Annotated in this window: 16 protein-coding genes; 4 read left to right on the plus strand and 12 right to left on the minus strand. The window is 39.9% G+C overall.

Features of this window, described 5'->3' with window-relative positions:
* Positions 1 to 176: 176 nt before the first annotated feature.
* On the plus strand, positions 177 to 1,862 hold the full coding sequence (locus B8983_RS04160) for an MFS transporter (RefSeq protein ID WP_084282865.1): 1,686 nt from the start codon (positions 177 to 179) through the stop codon (positions 1,860 to 1,862).
* A gap of 511 nt (positions 1,863 to 2,373) precedes the next feature.
* Here B8983_RS04160 and B8983_RS04165 read toward each other — a convergent pair.
* The 3 genes from B8983_RS04165 to B8983_RS04175 all read right to left on the minus strand — a co-directional run bounded on the left by B8983_RS04165 (position 2,374) and on the right by B8983_RS04175 (position 5,250).
* On the minus strand, positions 2,374 to 2,940 hold the full coding sequence (locus B8983_RS04165) for an SOUL family heme-binding protein (RefSeq protein WP_084282866.1): 567 nt from the start codon (positions 2,938 to 2,940) through the stop codon (positions 2,374 to 2,376).
* Positions 2,941 to 3,110: 170 nt separating this feature from the next.
* On the minus strand, positions 3,111 to 5,009 hold the full coding sequence (feoB, locus tag B8983_RS04170; protein ID WP_084282867.1) for a ferrous iron transporter B: 1,899 nt from the start codon (positions 5,007 to 5,009) through the stop codon (positions 3,111 to 3,113).
* A gap of 4 nt (positions 5,010 to 5,013) precedes the next feature.
* Complete coding sequence (locus B8983_RS04175) at positions 5,014 to 5,250, minus strand: FeoA family protein (RefSeq protein ID WP_084282868.1); 237 nt, start codon at positions 5,248 to 5,250, stop codon at positions 5,014 to 5,016.
* Positions 5,251 to 5,410: 160 nt separating this feature from the next.
* Between B8983_RS04175 and B8983_RS04180 the strand changes: the two genes are divergently transcribed.
* Positions 5,411 to 7,345, plus strand: coding sequence for an ABC-F family ATP-binding cassette domain-containing protein (locus B8983_RS04180; RefSeq protein WP_084282869.1), 1,935 nt, complete (start codon positions 5,411 to 5,413; stop codon positions 7,343 to 7,345).
* A 10-nt stretch (positions 7,346 to 7,355) separates the two neighbouring features.
* On the opposite strand, the gene B8983_RS04185 is transcribed toward B8983_RS04180, so the two are convergent.
* From B8983_RS04185 to B8983_RS04205, 5 genes are all read right to left on the minus strand, one after another.
* Entirely contained in the window at positions 7,356 to 8,342 is a 987-nt protein-coding gene (locus B8983_RS04185) for an NADPH:quinone reductase (protein ID WP_084282870.1), read from the minus strand.
* Positions 8,342 to 8,950, minus strand: coding sequence for a 3-keto-disaccharide hydrolase (locus B8983_RS04190; protein ID WP_084282871.1), 609 nt, complete (start codon positions 8,948 to 8,950; stop codon positions 8,342 to 8,344). Before B8983_RS04190 ends, B8983_RS04185 begins: the two co-directional genes overlap by 1 nt.
* A 47-nt stretch (positions 8,951 to 8,997) precedes the next feature.
* On the minus strand, positions 8,998 to 10,509 hold the full coding sequence (locus B8983_RS04195; protein ID WP_084282872.1) for an amidohydrolase family protein: 1,512 nt from the start codon (positions 10,507 to 10,509) through the stop codon (positions 8,998 to 9,000).
* Positions 10,510 to 10,556: 47 nt separating this feature from the next.
* Positions 10,557 to 11,381 (minus strand): c-type cytochrome, encoded by an 825-nt coding sequence (locus B8983_RS04200; protein ID WP_143736090.1) that lies wholly within the window; start codon positions 11,379 to 11,381, stop codon positions 10,557 to 10,559.
* A gap of 89 nt (positions 11,382 to 11,470) precedes the next feature.
* Positions 11,471 to 12,391, minus strand: a complete 921-nt coding sequence (locus tag B8983_RS04205; RefSeq protein ID WP_084282874.1) for a DMT family transporter — start codon at positions 12,389 to 12,391, stop codon at positions 11,471 to 11,473.
* Between the two features lie 142 nt (positions 12,392 to 12,533).
* On the opposite strand from B8983_RS04205, the gene B8983_RS04210 reads away from it, so the two are divergent.
* A complete protein-coding gene (locus B8983_RS04210; protein WP_084282875.1) occupies positions 12,534 to 13,517 on the plus strand; it encodes a bile acid:sodium symporter family protein in 984 nt (327 codons plus the stop codon).
* Position 13,518: 1 nt separating this feature from the next.
* Here B8983_RS04210 and B8983_RS04215 read toward each other — a convergent pair whose 3' ends face one another.
* The 4 genes from B8983_RS04215 to B8983_RS04230 are packed head-to-tail and all read right to left on the minus strand — an operon-like array spanning position 13,519 to position 17,713.
* Positions 13,519 to 15,114, minus strand: a complete 1,596-nt coding sequence (locus tag B8983_RS04215; RefSeq protein ID WP_084282876.1) for a gamma-glutamyltransferase family protein — start codon at positions 15,112 to 15,114, stop codon at positions 13,519 to 13,521.
* Between the two features lie 42 nt (positions 15,115 to 15,156).
* Positions 15,157 to 15,939: an ABC transporter ATP-binding protein gene (locus B8983_RS04220; protein ID WP_084282969.1), complete on the minus strand. Its 783-nt coding sequence runs from the start codon at positions 15,937 to 15,939 to the stop codon at positions 15,157 to 15,159.
* Entirely contained in the window at positions 15,939 to 16,703 is a 765-nt protein-coding gene (locus B8983_RS04225; RefSeq protein WP_084282877.1) for an ABC transporter permease, read from the minus strand. Before B8983_RS04225 ends, B8983_RS04220 begins: the two co-directional genes overlap by 1 nt.
* Before the next feature lie 14 nt (positions 16,704 to 16,717).
* On the minus strand, positions 16,718 to 17,713 hold the full coding sequence (locus B8983_RS04230) for an ABC transporter substrate-binding protein (RefSeq protein ID WP_084282878.1): 996 nt from the start codon (positions 17,711 to 17,713) through the stop codon (positions 16,718 to 16,720).
* A 172-nt stretch (positions 17,714 to 17,885) separates the two neighbouring features.
* Between B8983_RS04230 and B8983_RS04235 the strand changes: the two genes are divergently transcribed.
* A complete protein-coding gene (locus B8983_RS04235; protein ID WP_084282879.1) occupies positions 17,886 to 18,716 on the plus strand; it encodes an alpha/beta hydrolase in 831 nt (276 codons plus the stop codon).
* Position 18,717 lies beyond the last annotated feature (1 nt).

The following is an 18,717-nucleotide window of genomic DNA, read 5'->3' on the forward strand; positions in this document are numbered from 1 at the left end:
ACCGTCGAATGAATACTCTTTTGGGAACTTTTTCGTTAATCAATTGAATACTCTCATATTTAAAAATTTTTCGAGTCAATGTAAGGAGTTACCCTAGATTGATATCTATTTTATGGTTTAAATCGGCATAATGATCTAGTAGTTCTATTATTTTAATTTAACAGTAGGAGTTAAACATGACAGCATCAACTTCAGTTGGTTCAGGTAAAGCTGCGCCAATGACTGCTGAAGAACGCAAAGTTATTATTGCGTCCTCTTTAGGCACCGTATTTGAATGGTATGACTTTTATTTATATGGATCATTAGCTGCCATTATCGCAAAACAGTTTTTCTCGGGTTTAGATGAAGGTTCTGCTTTCATTTTTGCTCTATTGGCTTTTGCTGCAGGATTTATTGTTCGTCCTTTTGGCGCCTTAGTATTTGGTCGTTTAGGCGATTTGATTGGTCGTAAATACACCTTCCTCGTAACGATTGTGATCATGGGTGCTTCCACATTCTTAGTCGGAATTCTCCCAAATTATGCTTCCATTGGTGTTGCCGCTCCTGTTATTCTAATTATCTTGCGTTTACTACAAGGATTAGCCTTAGGCGGTGAGTACGGTGGTGCTGCAACTTATGTTGCTGAACATGCTCCTGCTAGTAAACGTGGGGCGTATACCTCATGGATTCAAACTACTGCAACTGCCGGTTTATTCCTGTCATTAATTGTGATTTTGATTACACGTGAAGTTACAGGCCCTAACTTCGAAGTTTGGGGATGGAGAGTTCCATTTGTAATTTCAGTATTATTATTGGGTGTTTCACTTTACATTCGTTTACAAATGTCAGAATCTCCGGCATTCCAAAAAATGAAAAACGAAGGCAAACTTTCCAAATCCCCTCTAGGTGAATCTTTTGGACAATGGAAGAACCTTAAAATCGTAATTTTGGCACTTTTTGGTTTGGTGGCTGGTCAGGCTGTGGTTTGGTATACAGGTCAGTTTTATGCCCTCTTCTTCATGACACAAGTTCTTAAAGTAGATGCTTATACGGCGAATATTTTGATTGCTGTAGCATTATTTGTAGGCACACCATTTTTCCTATTATTCGGAACTTTGTCCGATAAGATTGGTCGTAAACTAGTGATCATGTTAGGCCTTTTATTAGCCATCATTACTTACCTACCAAATACACCAGTTTCAATCTTTAATAACTTAACGCACTATGCTAATCCAAAATTAGAAAGCGCTATGGCAAATGCTCCAGCTACAATCACTGTAGATCCAGCTGAGTGTACTTTCCAATTTAACCCTACCGGTACAGCTAAGTTTACAAGTTCTTGTGACATTGCCAAGCAAGTTATGGCAAGTAACTCTGCAAGTTACTCCTCTGTAGCTGGTGCGGCTGGAACTGTTGCTAAAGTTAAGATCGGTGAAACTGAAATTGAATCCTACTCATCTAAAGGTTTAAGTAAAGATGAGGCGAAAGCCAAGGACACTGCCTTTAAGAAAGACATCCGTGATGCGTTGAATGCTGCTGGTTACCCTACAAAGGCTGACCCTGCTGAAATCAACAAGCCAATGGTTCTTTTATTGTTAACAATCCTCGTGATCTATGTAACGATGGTTTACGGTCCAATTGCGGCTTATTTAGTCGAAATGTTCCCTACCAGAATTCGTTACACATCAATGTCTCTCCCTTATCACATTGGTAACGGTTGGTTTGGTGGCTTACTACCAACTATTTCTTTTGCTTTAGTCGCACAAAACGGTAATATTTACCATGGTTTATGGTATCCAATCGTTGTAGCAGCTGTAACTCTAGTAATTGGGTCGTTGTTCTTAGGCGAAACAAAAGATGTTGATATCTACGCTAATGACTAAGTAGTAATTTTTTGATCAAACCGACTCTTTTTTGAGTCGGTTTTTTTTTGCCCAACTGTCCAACAATACCACTGATAACAATAATGCATTGGATATTTGGAAGCTCCAATAGCTTAATTAAACTTAAACTTAGCTTCAACCAAGTAATAGTTGCCTAAAGTTCCTTAATTGTTCTAGGCAATAGAGTTAAGTCGACTTTCTGCGCCTTCTTAAAGAACAGCCTTTTGTAGGAGTGGGAGTACATGCTGGGCTATATATTTTATTGACACACGATAGTGACATACAAGATGATGGCATCCCTGTATCCGATAAGAGAGACATAATGGGTGGAATAGCGTTGAACACGACTTTCTTGAGCAGTTACGCTGTTGTCATTGACCTATGACTTCGCTTTTTGCCATAACGATGTAGAAATGCTTCTGCCATAAATTTTGTCCAACACAGAGGAGACAAAATTTGCGGCTAAGTACTGCAAAGAACCTAGTTACCAATCCATAATACAAGAATAGGGCTAGGGAGTTACTTCAATTTGAATTTCATTTCTACGCCAAAATGGTAATGTCCATGGAGGGTTATATCTAGCAAGTCGTGGAAGTCCTATAGCAGTTAAGCGTTCTCTAGCCATCCACGCCTTTAAATAGGTGGTGTTTTCGGCCACTGACTCATCACCGGTAAATCCTGAAAATTTTATAACCGCGTAATATTTTTCTGGCACCACCACAATCTTCACTTCCTCGTTATTCGGCTTTGGTAAAGACTCTAATGTAAATTGGCTAGGCATAACAAATTGCACTTTCCAACTTTTCTCATTGCTCGATGCTTGGATTGTAACTGGAGCTGTCATCTCAATTTTTATTGGCTCAACGACTACAGGGACAGTCATATCTATTTTTGACTGCTTACCTACGCCAGTATTATTTCCAAAAATAAAATCAGCTATTTTCCGAAATCCCGCAGATGATGCTTCGCCTCTGTCACCTGAGACTGTGACTTCAGCAATCAGTAATGGTGGATATTTTCTTAATTCAAAAGCATCAAAATTTCTAACGACTTCAAATTTTGGTTCTTCTATTGCCATGACGTCTCTTATATTATTAATGGTAATAAGGGTTGAAAATACAATGAGGTGAAGAATAATTTTGATTTGCATGTAAATTTTATATTGTGTAATCAATCAGTATGATCTTCAATTGCCTTCGTAGTTTATGATAATTACTTGAATTAGTTCAAATAATTTCTATTTTTATATTATCCCAAGCCCCAAATTAGTGCAAGCCTATAGGTAACAAAAGATGCAAAATAAGCTAATGCAAACAAGTACGACAACATAATGAATGGGACTTTATAGTTTCCTGTCTCCCTTTTTACCGCTGCAATCGTTGAAAGGCATTGTGGAGCAAACACAAACCACGCAAGCAAGGATAAAGCGGTTGCTAAACTCCATTGGTGAGAAATGATTGGCATCAATGCCTCAGAGGCGTTTTCTGGGTTACCCGCAACGGCGTAAACAGTACTCAGAGCACTTACAATCACTTCTCTAGCTGCCATACCTGGTATTAAAGCGATACTGATTTCCCAATTAAAGCCAATGGGTTCAAATACCTTAGCAAGCAACTTACCCAACATTCCAGCAAAGCTGTATTCAATCGATGGTTTTGTAGCTCCCAATGGTGCTGCTGGATAACTAGCTAAAAACCAAAGTCCGATGGTAAGAACCATTAAAGTACCCCCAACTCGGTTTAAAAATATGATGGCTCTTTGCCAAAGGCCAATCAGAATATTTTTTATCCCTGGTAGATGATACTCAGGCAACTCCATTAATAGAGGATGCATTTGTGTTTTGTTGCTGGTGAATCTTTTTAGGATCCATGCAATGATCAAAGCACCTATAATCCCGCTGAGATACAAGATAAACAAAACAAAACCTTGTAAACCAATCCCCATCCATAGGTCTTTATTCGGAATAAAGGCCGCAATTAATAATGAGTAGACCGGTAGTCTTGCAGAACAGGTCATGAGTGGTGCAATTAAAATAGTAACAATTCGATCTCTGGTATTTGAAATTGTCCGAGTTGCCATGATTCCAGGAATTGCGCATGCAAAACTCGATAAAAGAGGAATAAAAGATCTGCCGGATAAACCTACAGAACCCATAAGACGATCTAATAAATATGCTGCCCTGGGTAAATATCCACTCTCCTCCAAAATCAAAATGAAGAAAAATAATATTAAGATTTGCGGTAAAAAAACAATGACGCCGCCGGCACCCGCGATAACCCCATGAACAATTAAACTTCTTACCCAACCATCTGGTAGCAATTCACCTATGGTATTTCCTAGCCATTCCGTTGCTTCTTTAATCAGATCCATGGGTAGACTCGCCCATGTAAAAACCGCCTGAAAAACCAGGAATAAAATTACCATTAGTAGGATAGGTCCTAAGATTGGATGTAGCAAATACCTGTCGAGACGATCGCTCAGAGGATCTAAAATAATTTTATCTAAATCTAAGCGCTTTAATATGCCTTGAACTATTAGATTATCAGCTTCAACCCTGGATAGTTGAGACTCTTCTTCTAGAAGTTGCAAACTTTTTAGGCCTTGTTTACTAAAGTCCATGCTTGAAAACATTTGACGTAAGTTTTCATCACCTTTTGATTTAACCCCAATGGAAGTTACAACTGGCAACTCCAACTCTGCTGATAATCGCGCCACATCGATTTCAATACCTCGCTTCTTGGCTAGATCGATCATGTTTAAAACAACAATACAAGGCAAGCCCATTCTCTTCACGGCCAGAACTAGCCGTAAATTTCTTCTTAAATTTGTGGCGTCCAAAATACATAGGACGAGATCAGGCTTCTTCTCTCCTTCAGCTTTTCCTAGTAACACATTGCAGGTAATCCGCTCATCTAAAGAACGCGGATAAAGACTGTAAACGCCTGGTAAATCGAGAATACGGATAAACTTTTGCGAATCAAGGAAAAACTTTCCCTCCTTTCTCTCAACTGTGACGCCTGCATAATTTGCTACTTTTTGCTTGCCACCAGTTAAAAGATTAAATAAGGATGTTTTACCGCTATTGGGATTACCCACCAAAGCAATAAGTGGCTCTTTAGGATAAAAGTTGATTTTAACTTCAGACATAGATTTAAAGTGGTTCGACCTCTACAAAGGCTGCTTCGTTTTTTCTGAGTGCAAATGTTGAAGTTCCAACTCGAATCATCATCGGGTCTCCACCAAGAATATTTCGTCTTAAGACACTCACCTGTTCTCCAGGAATAAACCCAATGTCTTCTAATTGTTGGATCAAATCAATCGATTGCGGCAAGGAATGAATTCGCATCACTCGTAAGATCTGTCCGTTTGTCGCTTGATCTAAAGTCATAATAAAATTTTTTTTAAGATTGAACTTTATTATATTACAAACGAGAATCGTTATCATTTACTGCTTTACAATAGAACGAATCGGTTAAAACTCACTGACAACCCTTATCAACAAGGCATAATAGCGACTACTAATAAATGTCTCTAAATACCCTCCAAATATGATTCAATTGAAAAATGTCGTCCTCAGGCGTGGTGTGAAGGTTATTCTTGACCAAGCAAACCTCACCATCAATCCAGCGGAAAAAGTAGGACTTGTGGGACGAAATGGGGCTGGTAAATCCTCTTTATTTGCACTTTTGAATACCTCACTACATGAGGATGGTGGCGAATTTAGCATCCCAACGCAATGGAGAATGGCGCAGGTAGCTCAAAATATGCCAGAAACGGATCAGAGCGCCACAGATTTCGTGATTGAAGGCGATACGGATTTAGTCGCTGCACAAATAGAAGTAGACGCAGCGGAGGCAAGTGGCGATGGCGACAGAATGGCCAATGCCTATATGCACTATTACGACTGCGGAGCGCATGATGCCCCTGCAAGAGCACAATCGTTGATCTTGGGTTTAGGTTTTAAATTAAGCGAACTACAAAATCCAGTAAATAGTTTTTCAGGAGGGTGGCGGATGCGCCTCCAATTAGCCAGAGCGTTAATGTGCCCCTCAGAACTCCTACTGCTAGACGAACCAACCAACCACTTAGATTTAGATGCCTTAGTATGGCTTGAAGCTTGGTTAAAAAAATACACTGGCACAATGATTGTAATTAGTCATGATCGTGAATTTTTAGACTCGATAACAAATGTTACCGTTCATATCGAACACGCAAAATTAAATCGATATGGTGGCAACTATAGTTCATTTGAAGAACAACGTTCTGAGCAAATGGCTCTTCAACAAAGCGCCTTCGCTAAGCAACAAGAAAAAATTGCCCATTTACAAAAATTTATTGCCCGATTTAAAGCTAAAGCTAGTAAAGCCAAACAAGCTCAAAGTAGAGTGAAGGCCTTAGATCGCATGGAGAAAATTGCGCCGCTTTTAGCAGAAGCTGATTTTACTTTTGAATTTAAAGAACCTGCCAATTTACCAAACCCGATGTTATCCATTCAGGAAGCATCCTTTGGTTATCCTGCGTTACCAGATGATCCGAGCTCAAAACCAACCACTATCATTAAAAATGTAAGTAAGTCTGTACTTGCAGGTCAACGTATTGGTGTATTAGGTGCTAATGGTCAAGGTAAGTCGACCGTCGTCAAGACTATAGCCAGAACACTTAAGCCCATCGCTGGAGAAATTATCGAAGGTAAAGGCTTAAACATTGGTTACTTTGCTCAACAAGAGCTCGATGTATTGAATCCCAATGACAACCCTTTAGAGCATATGATTGCGCTCGTAAAGAAAACAACTGCTGAAGGCAACTTAAGTGGACAACCAACTAGGGAACAAGATTTACGCGCCTATTTAGGGATGTTTAACTTCAGCGGGGATATGATCTTCCAAACTGTAGGTACGATGAGTGGGGGCGAGAAGGCGCGCTTAGTGCTTTGTATGATTGTGTGGCAACGTCCTAACTTACTACTCCTGGATGAACCGACGAATCACCTTGACCTAGCCACACGAGAGGCGCTCTCGATGGCTCTCAACGAATTTGAAGGGTCTGTGATGTTAGTCAGTCATGACCGTGCCTTATTGCGAGCAGTATGCGATGAGTTTTGGATGGTTTCAAAAGGAGGTATCGCACCGTTTGATGGCGACTTGGAAGATTATCAACGCTATCTTCTTGACGAGGCAAAACGTCAAAGAGAACTAGCTAAAAAAGATACTCAAGCTCCAGCTCCCAAAGTAGTCGAACCAGCACCTGTGGTGAAGAAAGCTTTTATCACTCCCGAACAGAAAAAACTGCAAAAGGAATTAGAAAAAACCAATCAACAGATTGAAAAATCTACCCTAGAGCGTGATCGTCTCGTCCAAGAGCTTGAAAAGTTAACGAATCTTGATGAGATTACCCAAACCAGTCAAAAAATTGGTGTTTTAGAAGAAGATTTAGCCAGATTAGAAGAAAACTGGCTATCCCTCAGCGAATTATTGGAGGTTTAGATCCCTAACATCATATATTTAGTATGATATGGCCGATTTTCTGGCCACCTTCAATCGCTAAATGTGACTGAACCACTTCTTCTAATGGATACTCATGAGCAATTGCGAATATGGGTTTTTTAGCGGCAATCCAAACCTTGATATCTGAAAGAATCTGCCGTCTTTGTTCAGGTGTGATTGTATAAATCAGAGTAAATTTGAGCGTAATATTTTTGGACATCAACGCTGGTATTGGTAGAGGCATGTTTGGGGCCGCCACATAGGCGTACATGACACTAACACCACCAGGTTTTAAAATTTGTGCATTCAAGTGCAAATTAGCCCCAAAGTCTACTTCCACAATGCGATCAACCCCTTGGTGGCCGGTTATTTCATCAACCCTGTATGCAACATTTTCTTTTTTATAGTTAATCACATAGTCCGCCCCAGCTAGAGTCGCATGGTGGGCTTTTTCATCTGAGCTCACCGTGGTGATGACAGTCGCTCCGCCCCATTTAGCGAGTTGAATCGCATAATGAGCTACGACACCAGCACCACCTGCCACCAAAACCGTCTTACCCTGTAACTCTCCATCCGAAAACAAACAACGATGAGCCGTCATCACAGGAATTCCAAGACAAGCACCTTCCTGAAAACTCAAAGTGTCTGGCAGGGGTACCACCATCCAATCTTCTACTAGGCAGTACTCAGCAGCAGTACCATTCGGCCTCAAAAACGCTGCATTGAATACCCATACTCTCTGCCCAACATGAAAACTCGGCACACCCGAACCAAGTTCATGCACTATTCCGGCACCATCGCTACTAGGTATTTGCCAACTATCCGTTAATTGGCGAGAGGTTCCTGATCGAAGTTTTGTGTCCGAGGGGTTCATCCCACAAGCAAACATCTTAACGACTACTTGATTGGGCCCAGCTTTAGGTATCGCTAAATGCTCAATTCTTAAAACATCTTCAGCTTTACCAAACTGGTGGTACGTGGCGGCTCTCATCATCATCAATTCAATTGCTTCATGTAAAATTTTCTAAACTTAATAATGCCACTGCCATACTGCAAGGCAATAAATCCATCTTTTAATTTATCATTCTGGGTATTCACTGTTTCAACCCCATTGAATTTCACAATTAAGTTGCTACCATTCGCAGTAATTTCCATGGTATTCCACTGTCCACCCGCTTTAGGATATGGCTGAGTTACTTTGGCAACATCCACAATGGCCGCAGTACCGTAAGATGGATCAGGTCTTGCATCCCAAATATTTACTTCATAGCAACTCACAGCATCAATTTTCTCTGGATTTTGGCAGCGAATAAACACCCCGCTATTCGTTTGACTATCAGCCCAGAACTCCGTATAAATATGGAAGTCTTTAGATTTAGTTTTTGTCACTAAGTAGCTGGGTAACTTACTAGATAAAAAGTCTGCCTGAATAGAACCTTTTTGTAGTCGCCAATTTGCATTTCCGACTAAATTCCAGTCATTTAAATTTTTTCCATCTTCATAAATCTTCTGAACATTTACATCATTTGCGTTGAAATGCGTACATGAGATGAGAAATAAGCTGGTTGCGAGAAGTGCAACTACTCTGCTGAATATTCGATACATGAAAGTCTCCTTGTTGGGTTGAATCTTTTTTTATATATTACCTAATTTTAAGCACTTGCCTTATTTAAATTTACATAACCATAAGACATGTTCGTTCTATTTGGCCCATCTTTTTCATAAATGTTTTTTGCTAGTAGTATCTTGTCTCCTGCTAACTCGGCTCGTTGCACAGTTGAATAGTTGTAAATTCTCGCATTATTCTCACCAAAAATTGCATTTTTTACAGGGCCATTCGCTTCACCGAGTGGTTTATAACCATATCTTTTCCGAATCTCTTCAGGAATTTCTAAACGACGGAAGGCTTCAATTTGCCATTGCGGTGAACCTGTCCAAATCGCATCTGTCCCCCAGACGACATTGGTTTGCCCAAGCCCCCTAATTAATTGCCCCATCATGACAGCAGATAATCGTGGATCAACAATCGTTGTTTGAGCAAATAACTGACCCACATCTGCAAAGACATTTTTTACGCCATATTTTGCAGGGACCTCTGCTAAATCTGTAATCCAGTCAATCCTACCCGTTTTTTCAAATTGTTCCCATGCATCCTCGGCTTTTCCGCCACCGGCATAACGATAACCGCCATGATAAATAATGAAATTCAGTTGAGGCCAATCTTTGGCGGCCTTCCCAACATCACTAACATTCACGTGATTCAATAGGTGGGGGAATCTCTTCTCTACTGATGGTGGAAACAAGCCCTTATGAATACAAACATTTTTTAAACCTGCTTTGACAAATTTTTCATATGCTGGATACACAAGTTTTTCATCATCCAGCCGCCAAGGATGTTTTGATAAGTCTTTATGCGTGTTATCACCAATCGTATAGCCTTTAAAAGAGTCAGGCTTTAGAACCTCAATTGCGCGATCTATTTCATCCAACCAACCATCGTAGCCTGGTGTGAAAATTGCATGAGCAAATGCTCTTTTAGAGCCAGCAATCGAATTAATCGTTGCTCTGGCATTTACTTTCATGTCATTCGTCAAAAACCAATCACCCACAATCTCTGAGGGTGCACCACTGATACAGCAAACTTTAGTATCGCTATCTAAATACATTTCCTTCAGATAATTTGCAAACTTTAAGTCTTCAATGGTTTGGGGTTTATCAACTAAGGCCGGATTCCAACCTGCTTTACCAACAGCCATTCTTTGTTGCAGAAAGGATTGAATTTTTGTGTCGTCCCGTAAGAAATGCGTATGCATATCCATAATGAATTGGCCCTTAAGACTACTCGCCCTCTCATTTGCCATTTCGGGGGTGGCAGCCTCTGCTTCAGACACAGAGAAAATAGGTCCATAAGTATCATTCATGGCTAAAAAAGCTGTCGCCATCCCAGATGCCGATTTAAAAAAGGCTCTGCGTGCCATGCCATGTTTTTCAGCAAGATTTTTGCCATACGCCTTCACACGATTCTCATATTCTTTTTGTTTCGGTGTTTGCGCTTGTGGCATAAACTCATCACTCGAAACACATTGCACTGGAATAGGTGCAGGAAAAATAGAAGATTCAGCAGGCGCTAGGGAAGCTATCTCTTCAGGACTCATTAAACTCATCGCGTATCTCCATTATTAATTTATTAAGGCTTAAACACTACTCAAACCTAATCGAATGCCATCATTTCTGCAGTCATCAGGCGGTTATCTAATTGCTGAATTCCAGGTATCCAACGTATTGCACTAAATGCACGTTTCAAAATTTCACTATCTCCTACAACGCCATGAATGGTAACGTTACCACTTTGTACTGCCACTCGAATACCTGCCGGAGGCATTCCTTTTACTTGAGATAAACGATTCAAAATATTATTCTGTAGTTCATCATCAGCGGACTTCGTAGCTCTTTGGAATCTTTGTAAATCAGTCCTCATTTTCAGAAATTCTGTTTCACTCATTCGTCCGTTCTGCGAGATATTGAATTGATCAAACTGGACAAAATAAGGTTCAACTTTTGCCACATGTTTTTTTTGTAAATAACCTAATCTTGCCTGATCAAGTGAAATAAATTCTACGTCTTTAATTTTTAGCTCATCATACCTGAGAGCTGCTTGAATGACTTTCGAATCAATCTTTGCCATTAAGAGCAAATAGTGCACTAAATTTTTTATTTCTTCATTGGATAGTTCAGCATGTCCACCCTTGGCAAGCATCGCAGTATTTGGAATGCCATTGATCGCCGAGTCATAAAGATGATTGAATCCAGCACTAAGTCTTTTAGCCCAATCTTTAGAATCTTTGATTTGAGGTGCACTAGGGGCGTTACCAGAATGGCAATGACTACAATTCGATTGGTAAGATGTGGCTAATTTTTCTATCACAAGAGCATCTTTTAACTCAGAATTTGCCAATGGATTGGCTTGAACTAGTGTACTTACACATAATCCAATGAACCCCAAAATATTTGTAATTCTCATAGCTAGAGTCGACAATCGTTCATCCTCAAATCGCTTTCAAACAATCTTGTTTGAATCCTATCCACTATAAAACTTTTTAGCTAAATAGTTATTAGGACAATCACTTAGTCTGAGTCGGTGAGTTTTTGGTTTTGGCTACTCATGAGTAACCACATAGCGATAACGACTAAAAATAAGCCGCAGATTTGAAAAAAGGTAATCTCTTCGCCTAGAAAATACCACCCCATGAAAATGGTCGATAAAGGTCCTAAAATGCCAGCTTGTGATGTGAGAGCGGAACCAATTCTTCGCACTGAAAGCATGATGAACATCATTGGTATTACGGTACAGACTGCCGCATTAATCAGACTTAACCAGTAAACGTTTGGCACTTGTTCAAGCATGGTCTGCGGTTGATGAAAGATCATTTGTATCACACTAAAGAGTGCTGAAAAGCTACTCGCAAAGGTAACTAAACGGATACTACCAACTTTTTTAACAATTTCACCAGCAAAGATTAAATATCCCGAGTACAGACAAGCGCTTAAAAATACTAAACCCATGCCAATCCATGCAGCTTGGCCATTCGTCATTGCATCATGAAAAAATGCCATCGTGACGCCTAAATAACCAACTATCATCGATATCCATTGAAACTTTGTAATCTTCTTTTTTAAGATGAAGTAGGAGAATATAACGACGATTGCGGGAGTTAGATACAAAATAATTCTCTCTAAACCTACCGAGATATAGTGCAACCCCAAGAAATCAACGTAACTTGAAAAGAAATATCCGCAAAAGCCTAAGCCCGCCACTTGAAATATTTCTTTGATTGATAATTTAGATTGACCTATTCTCTCTTTCGAAAAAAAATAAACGAGCCAAAATATCGGAAAGGCCATGGCCATGCGCAAGGCCAAAAAAACCTCTGATGTGGTGCCGTAACGATAGGCTAATTTAATTAAAATCGCTTTGCCCGAAAATAAAACAGCTCCCAAACTAGCCATCGCAATAGAAATGTAATATTGTTTTTTACTTAATTGCACAAAGTTCACTTTCAAAGGAATTTTATAAATTCTGCTTAATCATACGCTAACGCTCTATATGAGGGCATCTTCGGTCCTTTTTTGACCATCCAGTAAAGCTATAATAAGCACTATCAAGTAAACCTTTGCCCCCTGAGAGCCTATGTCCATTATTTCTACCGTTTCTAAATTTGTAAAAAAAGAGTGGTTCCTGAGTTGTATGTTTTTAGCCATTGGACTCGCAACACTATTCCCCTTAGTAGGCAAGTCTGGCGGCAGCTTACATATTGATCAAGTTGCTGGAATCGGTATTGGTCTTGTGTTCTTCTTGCACGGTATGGGACTTTCTTTAGACAATCTTAAAAGTGGCATGCTCAATTGGCGGATTCATTTAGTGGTTCAATCTTTTACCTTTTTAGTATTCCCCATCATTTACTTTATTGCTAATTTCTTTGTCAAAGGCTGGCTACCTAATGATCTCTTGTTAGGTTTTGTTTATTTATGCGCCCTACCTTCTACCGTTTCCTCTTCAGTGGCTCTCACCGGAATTGCAAAGGGTAATATTTCAGCCGCTATTTTTAATGCAACCTTGTCTGGTCTAATTGGTATCGTTTTAACCCCAATTATTGTTCATCTCTTATCAGGCGAAGACAGTGGCAGCTTATCTCTACCAGATGCTATTTTAGGAATTGCAAAGTTACTTTTATTACCCCTCGTCTTAGGGCAATTATTAAGACCACTTTTAATTAAGCAATACACTAAATATAAGGCTTACACTTCAAATTTAGATCGCTTCGTCATCTTAATGCTGATTTTTAATGCCTTCAGTGATTCAGTAGAGTCTGGGCTCTGGAGAAATAACAGTGTGTATGTTTTAGTGGAAGCCTTTGTAGGGGCACTGATTTTATTAATCATCGTTTTGTACTTATCTAAATATGCAGCTAAAGCGATGGCTTTTAATACTGAGGATGAAATCGCAGCCGTATTTTGTGGTTCGAAAAAAACCTTAGCCTCAGGTATCCCGATGGCTAAATTAATTTTTGGTGCCCACCCAGGCCTTGGATTGATTATGTTGCCCATTATTTTCTACCATCAGGTACAGTTAATTGTCTGTTCCTACTTGGCAAATAAATATCGGGCAAGGTAATTTAGAACGCGGCTACAACACCATCTGCACGCGGATCAGTAGCTCCTAACAAAACGCCACTAGGCAGTCGTACAATGGCACCAGCATGGCCTAACGCAGAGTCAAATACGCCCATTTTCTCTACATCATGTCCACGTGCTTTCAATGCTTCGAAGACAGTATCTGGAAAACGACTTTCCAGTTTTAAGGTATCTGAACTCTGCCCCCAGGTTCTGCCTAACAACCATCTAGGTGCTGTCACCGCTGTCTGAAGTGATTGGTTAAAAACGGCATATCGAGTAAATACAGCGGCCTGACTTTGCGGTTGACCATCACCGCCCATATTGCCGTAAACCATGACTCGACCATCTTTCAATCTTGCGCCCGCAGGATTTAAGGTGTGAAAGGGTTTCTTATTCGGTAAAAGTGCATTGATATGATTTTTATCCAAACTAAAGGAAGCGCCACGATTTTGCCAGTTGATCCCAGTAGACTCAAGGACAATCCCACTGCCATATTCGTGATAAATACTTTGAATAAACGAAACAGCTAAACCGTCTTTATCCGTAGTTCCCATCCAAATCGTATCGCCAGGTCCTTTACCTTCCCCCCAAGCCATCGCTTTTTCAATTTGGATGGATTGCGCTAACTCATCCAAACAGTCTTTCCCTAACCACTCTTGAGCATTTTGACTCATGTATTGCGGATCTGTAATGGCTGAATCTCTTATTTTAAAAGCCAACTTTGTGGCTTCAACAACGAGGTGAACATGGTCCGCTGAATCAACTTGCACATTTTTTAAATTCGTTCGATCTAATAATCCTAGAATAATTAATGAGACTAATCCTTGACTAGGGGGTGGTACGTTATATAAATCACCCAGGCTATGTTGCAAATGCAATGGTTGGTTGATTTTGGCAAAGTGATTATTCAGATCTTCTAAGCTTACCGGTGAGCCGACTTTTGACAAGTCCTTTGCAATCTCTTGTGCTAATTCGCCTCGATAAAAACTATCGAGTCCCTGACTAGCAAGTTTTTTTAAAGTCTGTCCCAAGCGGCGATTTGTCATCATACTAGTTGGTTTCGGTGGTTCACCTCCAACTAGAAATGTTTCGGCAAAGCCAGGAATATCTTTTAACTCAGATAGTTTATTTTTGGTAAGGTCACTTTGACCCTCAGTCACAGGGAAACCATCCTGGGCATAATTGATCGCATCCTGCAACAGTTGATCAAGACGCTTACTACCACCCATCGAGGTTGATACTTCCAAAGCCTTGTGCCAACCTGAAATCGTACCAGCAACTGTATTTGCTGCAATGGCTCCACGGAATGGTATTTTTGTCAGTCCGCGATTCAGATAAGACTCAATATTCGCTCCTCCTGCAGCAGCTCCAGAAGCATCGATGGCAATTTGTTCGCCATTTGGTTTTAGGATTAACCAAAACCCATCTCCACCAATACTATTCATGTGCGGATAAACAACTGCAATAGTTGCAGCAGCAGCAACCATCGCTTCAATTGCATTCCCTCCATCACGTAAGACTTTCAGAGCAGACTGGCTTGCTAAATGATGAGGCGCAGTGGCCATGCCATTATTGGCGCATAAGGTATTAATCAAAACAACTCCAATTATTTAATTTTCACTGAATTTAATAGGATATTACAATCCGCTACCAGCTTTCATTTCTCGCTGGAATATTTCAAGAGCTTGCGATTTCATAGCAATAAACTTTGGATCACTGATCGCTTCTGCTAATCTTGGCTTTTCCAAGTCAAAGTCGAGTAATGCAGCTATTCTCGTGGGACGCCTAGTTAGTAACAAAATTTGATCTGCTAAAAACACCGCATCTTCCAAGTCATGAGAAACAATCATCATCGTGATACCTGAGGCTAAATTCACCTCTTGTAATTTTTCGCGGATGAACAAGGTCATTTCAAAATCTAGTGCAGAAAATGGCTCATCCAAAAACAATACCTCTGGCTCAGGGGCTAAAGCACGCATGATAGAAACAGTTTGTTGCTGTCCGCCAGAAAGTTCGTAGGGGTACAGTTTGAGATTAAACCGAATATCAAAGAGTTCGAATAATTCGCCAACTCGCTTCTTGACTTTATCTTCTGATAAATTTGCCCTTCGTAAAGGATAAGCAATGTTGTCCCAAGAAGTCATCCAGGGAAATAATGCATCTCGATAGTTTTGAAAGACATAACCAATGGTAGTTTGTTTTAAGGTCTTCCCATCAAATAAAATTTCACCGGAATCAATTTCAGTAATCCCAGAAATCATATTAATGAGGGTGGATTTACCACAACCATTCGGACCAAAGATGGATACGATCTTGCCTCGAAGAATATTTAAATTGAAATCTTCATACAAAGGCGCTTTAGCAAAGCTTTTATATAGCCCCTTGATAGAGACATGATTTCTCGGAGCTTGTTGCGTCATCATGATTTACCACTCCAATGAATGAGTTTCTTTTCGATCAACATAAAAATAATATTTAAAGAGTATCCCAAAGCGCCTGTGACTAAGATGGAACTGTACATTTCCTTAATATTAAAAACTTGTTGGGCATCAATGATACGATGACCCAAACCATTCTCAGAACCTATAAACATCTCAGCGACAATTACAATAACGAGGGCAATAGAGATTCCTGTTCTCAGGCCGACAAAGGTTTGTGGAAGACTTTCCATAATTAAAATGTCTTTAAAAATATAAAATTTTCTGATGCCCATCGTCTTAGCCGCCATTAATCTAGTCTTCTTCGCATTCATCACTCCATATGCGCAATTAAATAGAATGACAAGGAAGGCAGCAAAAGCAGCAATTGCTATCTTGTTAATATCTGAGATGCCAAAAATTAACATGAATAACGGAATTAATGCTGAGGAGGGAGTTGACCTAAAAAAATCAATCAAAAACTCAACACTTCGATAGGTTTGCACAGAACTACCCAGCAGAACACCCAAGGGAACCCCGATACCCGCTGCGATTAGAAAGGCATACACAGTTCGTAATATGGTCGTCCATAAATCTTGAAAAATTACCCCTGTTGCAAACGACTTCATCATGTAGGCAAGAGTTACATCAGGAGGGGGTAACAAATTGGGCTGTATCCACTTCGCAGTTAAAGCCAAGTTCCACAAAAGATAGAGTAGAACGGGACCGATGAACGGCAAAAATTTATTTTTAAATCGAAATGGCATTGTCTTAGAGATTCTTAAGTTGGTTTATAGAGAAGGTTCAATGCAGAAATGGGTTTTTCAAAAACCTTTCTATCTGCGAAGACATCAAATAATCGTTGCAGAGCTTTCACATCATTGGCTCTGACCTCGTCATAAGTCACGTATCCACTGATTGGTACTTCTTTCGCCAAATCACCATCAATCGCTGTATAACCTTTTAAATATTGATTCGCCTCTAAACCATTTTTACGCACATATTCAACACCACTGGCATATCCCTTTAAAAATTTAGGCACCATGTCTGCCTTCTCTTTGAAGGTTTTGGATAGAAGCGCCGCTGCACCACCAAACCAAGGCAAGTTATCCCCGAGAACATATTTAGACACCACGCCTGCGCCAATTGATTTTGATATTTTTTGCTGCTTACCAATCACTGCTGATGGCTCTAACACATAGGCGGCATCGATTTGACCACTAGCTAATGCAGGGAGAATTTGAGTAATCGGTAATTCAATAACCTGTGCGTTAGTAATCCCATTTCCTTGTAAGATGGCCTTCGTTAAAGTAACGTTATTGATGCCAGGTCCACAAGCCACTTTTTTGCCACCTAACTCATTAATTAGAGTAACTGGAGAATTAATCGGGACAATAAATTGGTCCAAGATATATTTTTCATTAGCAAAATTCATGCACGTATACTTAATCGAACCAGGCATCTGAGCATCTGCAAGTGCTAATGCAGTAATAGCAACACCGTTTGCACAACCATCAATCCTACCGGCAACCATGGCATCTACGACTTGATTAGGACTGGCAAATTTCACAGCCTCTACGTTCAGCCCAGCTTGTTTAAAGAAACCTTTCTCCATGGCAACGAAAAATGGTAGTCCTGCGGCAATTGGCCAATATCCAATCGTTAACTTTTTCTCTTGAGATAATACCTGCGGTGCAATTCCTGCTATTGCTGTAACAAGACTAGACTTACCGATAAGGGATAATGTTTTTCGTTTTAACGTTGAATTGATTTCCATATAAATCCTCGAAGAGATAGGTTAAATTTGATTTACCAATTTTAGGTATCTAAGTTTTAGTAATTTTTTAGTTGCACCAGCGTGACTCATTTTGGTGCACCAAGTTGAAAGGTGTGATATTTTTTAGTGCAAGAAGGCTTTCTCTCATCAACCTAATTCATAGAATCACATCATGTGGAAAAATCTTACAAAATCGCAATTAGACGCTGCTTACAATAATTCAAAGGCTGTCCCTAACAGCGCTGAAATCATTCAAGCTTGGCAACTATCAAGTAATGATGTAAAAAATACGCTTGCATATAAAGCTGACATCCCATATGCAGGGGATGATTTTCCTGCCTTTGATTTTTATCTAGCCAATAAGAATGCCCCAACCGTTGCTTTTATTCATGGTGGCTTTTGGCAAATGCGATCAAAAGATGACTTTGCTTTTATTGTCCCCGCGTTGTTAGAGAAAAAGATTAATGTGGCGATGCTTGGCTATCGGCTTGCACCCTCAGTGACGATGGATCAAATTGTGAAGGATATTCAAGACGGAATCCGTTCAACGATTAACTTGCTTAAAAACGATGGTTTTATTCAACCAAAGGTTTGGTTAATCGGTTGGTCTGCTGGTGCCCACCTTGCAAGTATGCAGATGAATGATGAAAATATTTTGGGTGTTACCGCGATTAGTGGGATTTATGACCTCGATCCAATGAGATTTTGCTACGTCAATGATCAACTAAAATTAGATGAGGAGGCATCTCGCAGAAATTCTCCAATGTTACTTCCTCAACACCCAGAAAAAATTTTAGATGTCTATGTTGGTAGTGATGAATTACCAGAAATGCAAGGCCAATCTCAGAACTACTTTGATTATAGAAAAACGTTAAATGCCCCAGGTATATTTACTAATATACCCTTTAAGAATCACTATACGATTCTTGATGAGCTTACTCAACCCAATGGCGCTATCCTTGAACAACTCATCGAAAGAATCAACAGTATTTCTAGTGCTTAGT

It is taken from the genome of Polynucleobacter kasalickyi, from assembly GCF_900176405.1.
GTDB lineage: Bacteria > Pseudomonadota > Gammaproteobacteria > Burkholderiales > Burkholderiaceae > Polynucleobacter > Polynucleobacter kasalickyi.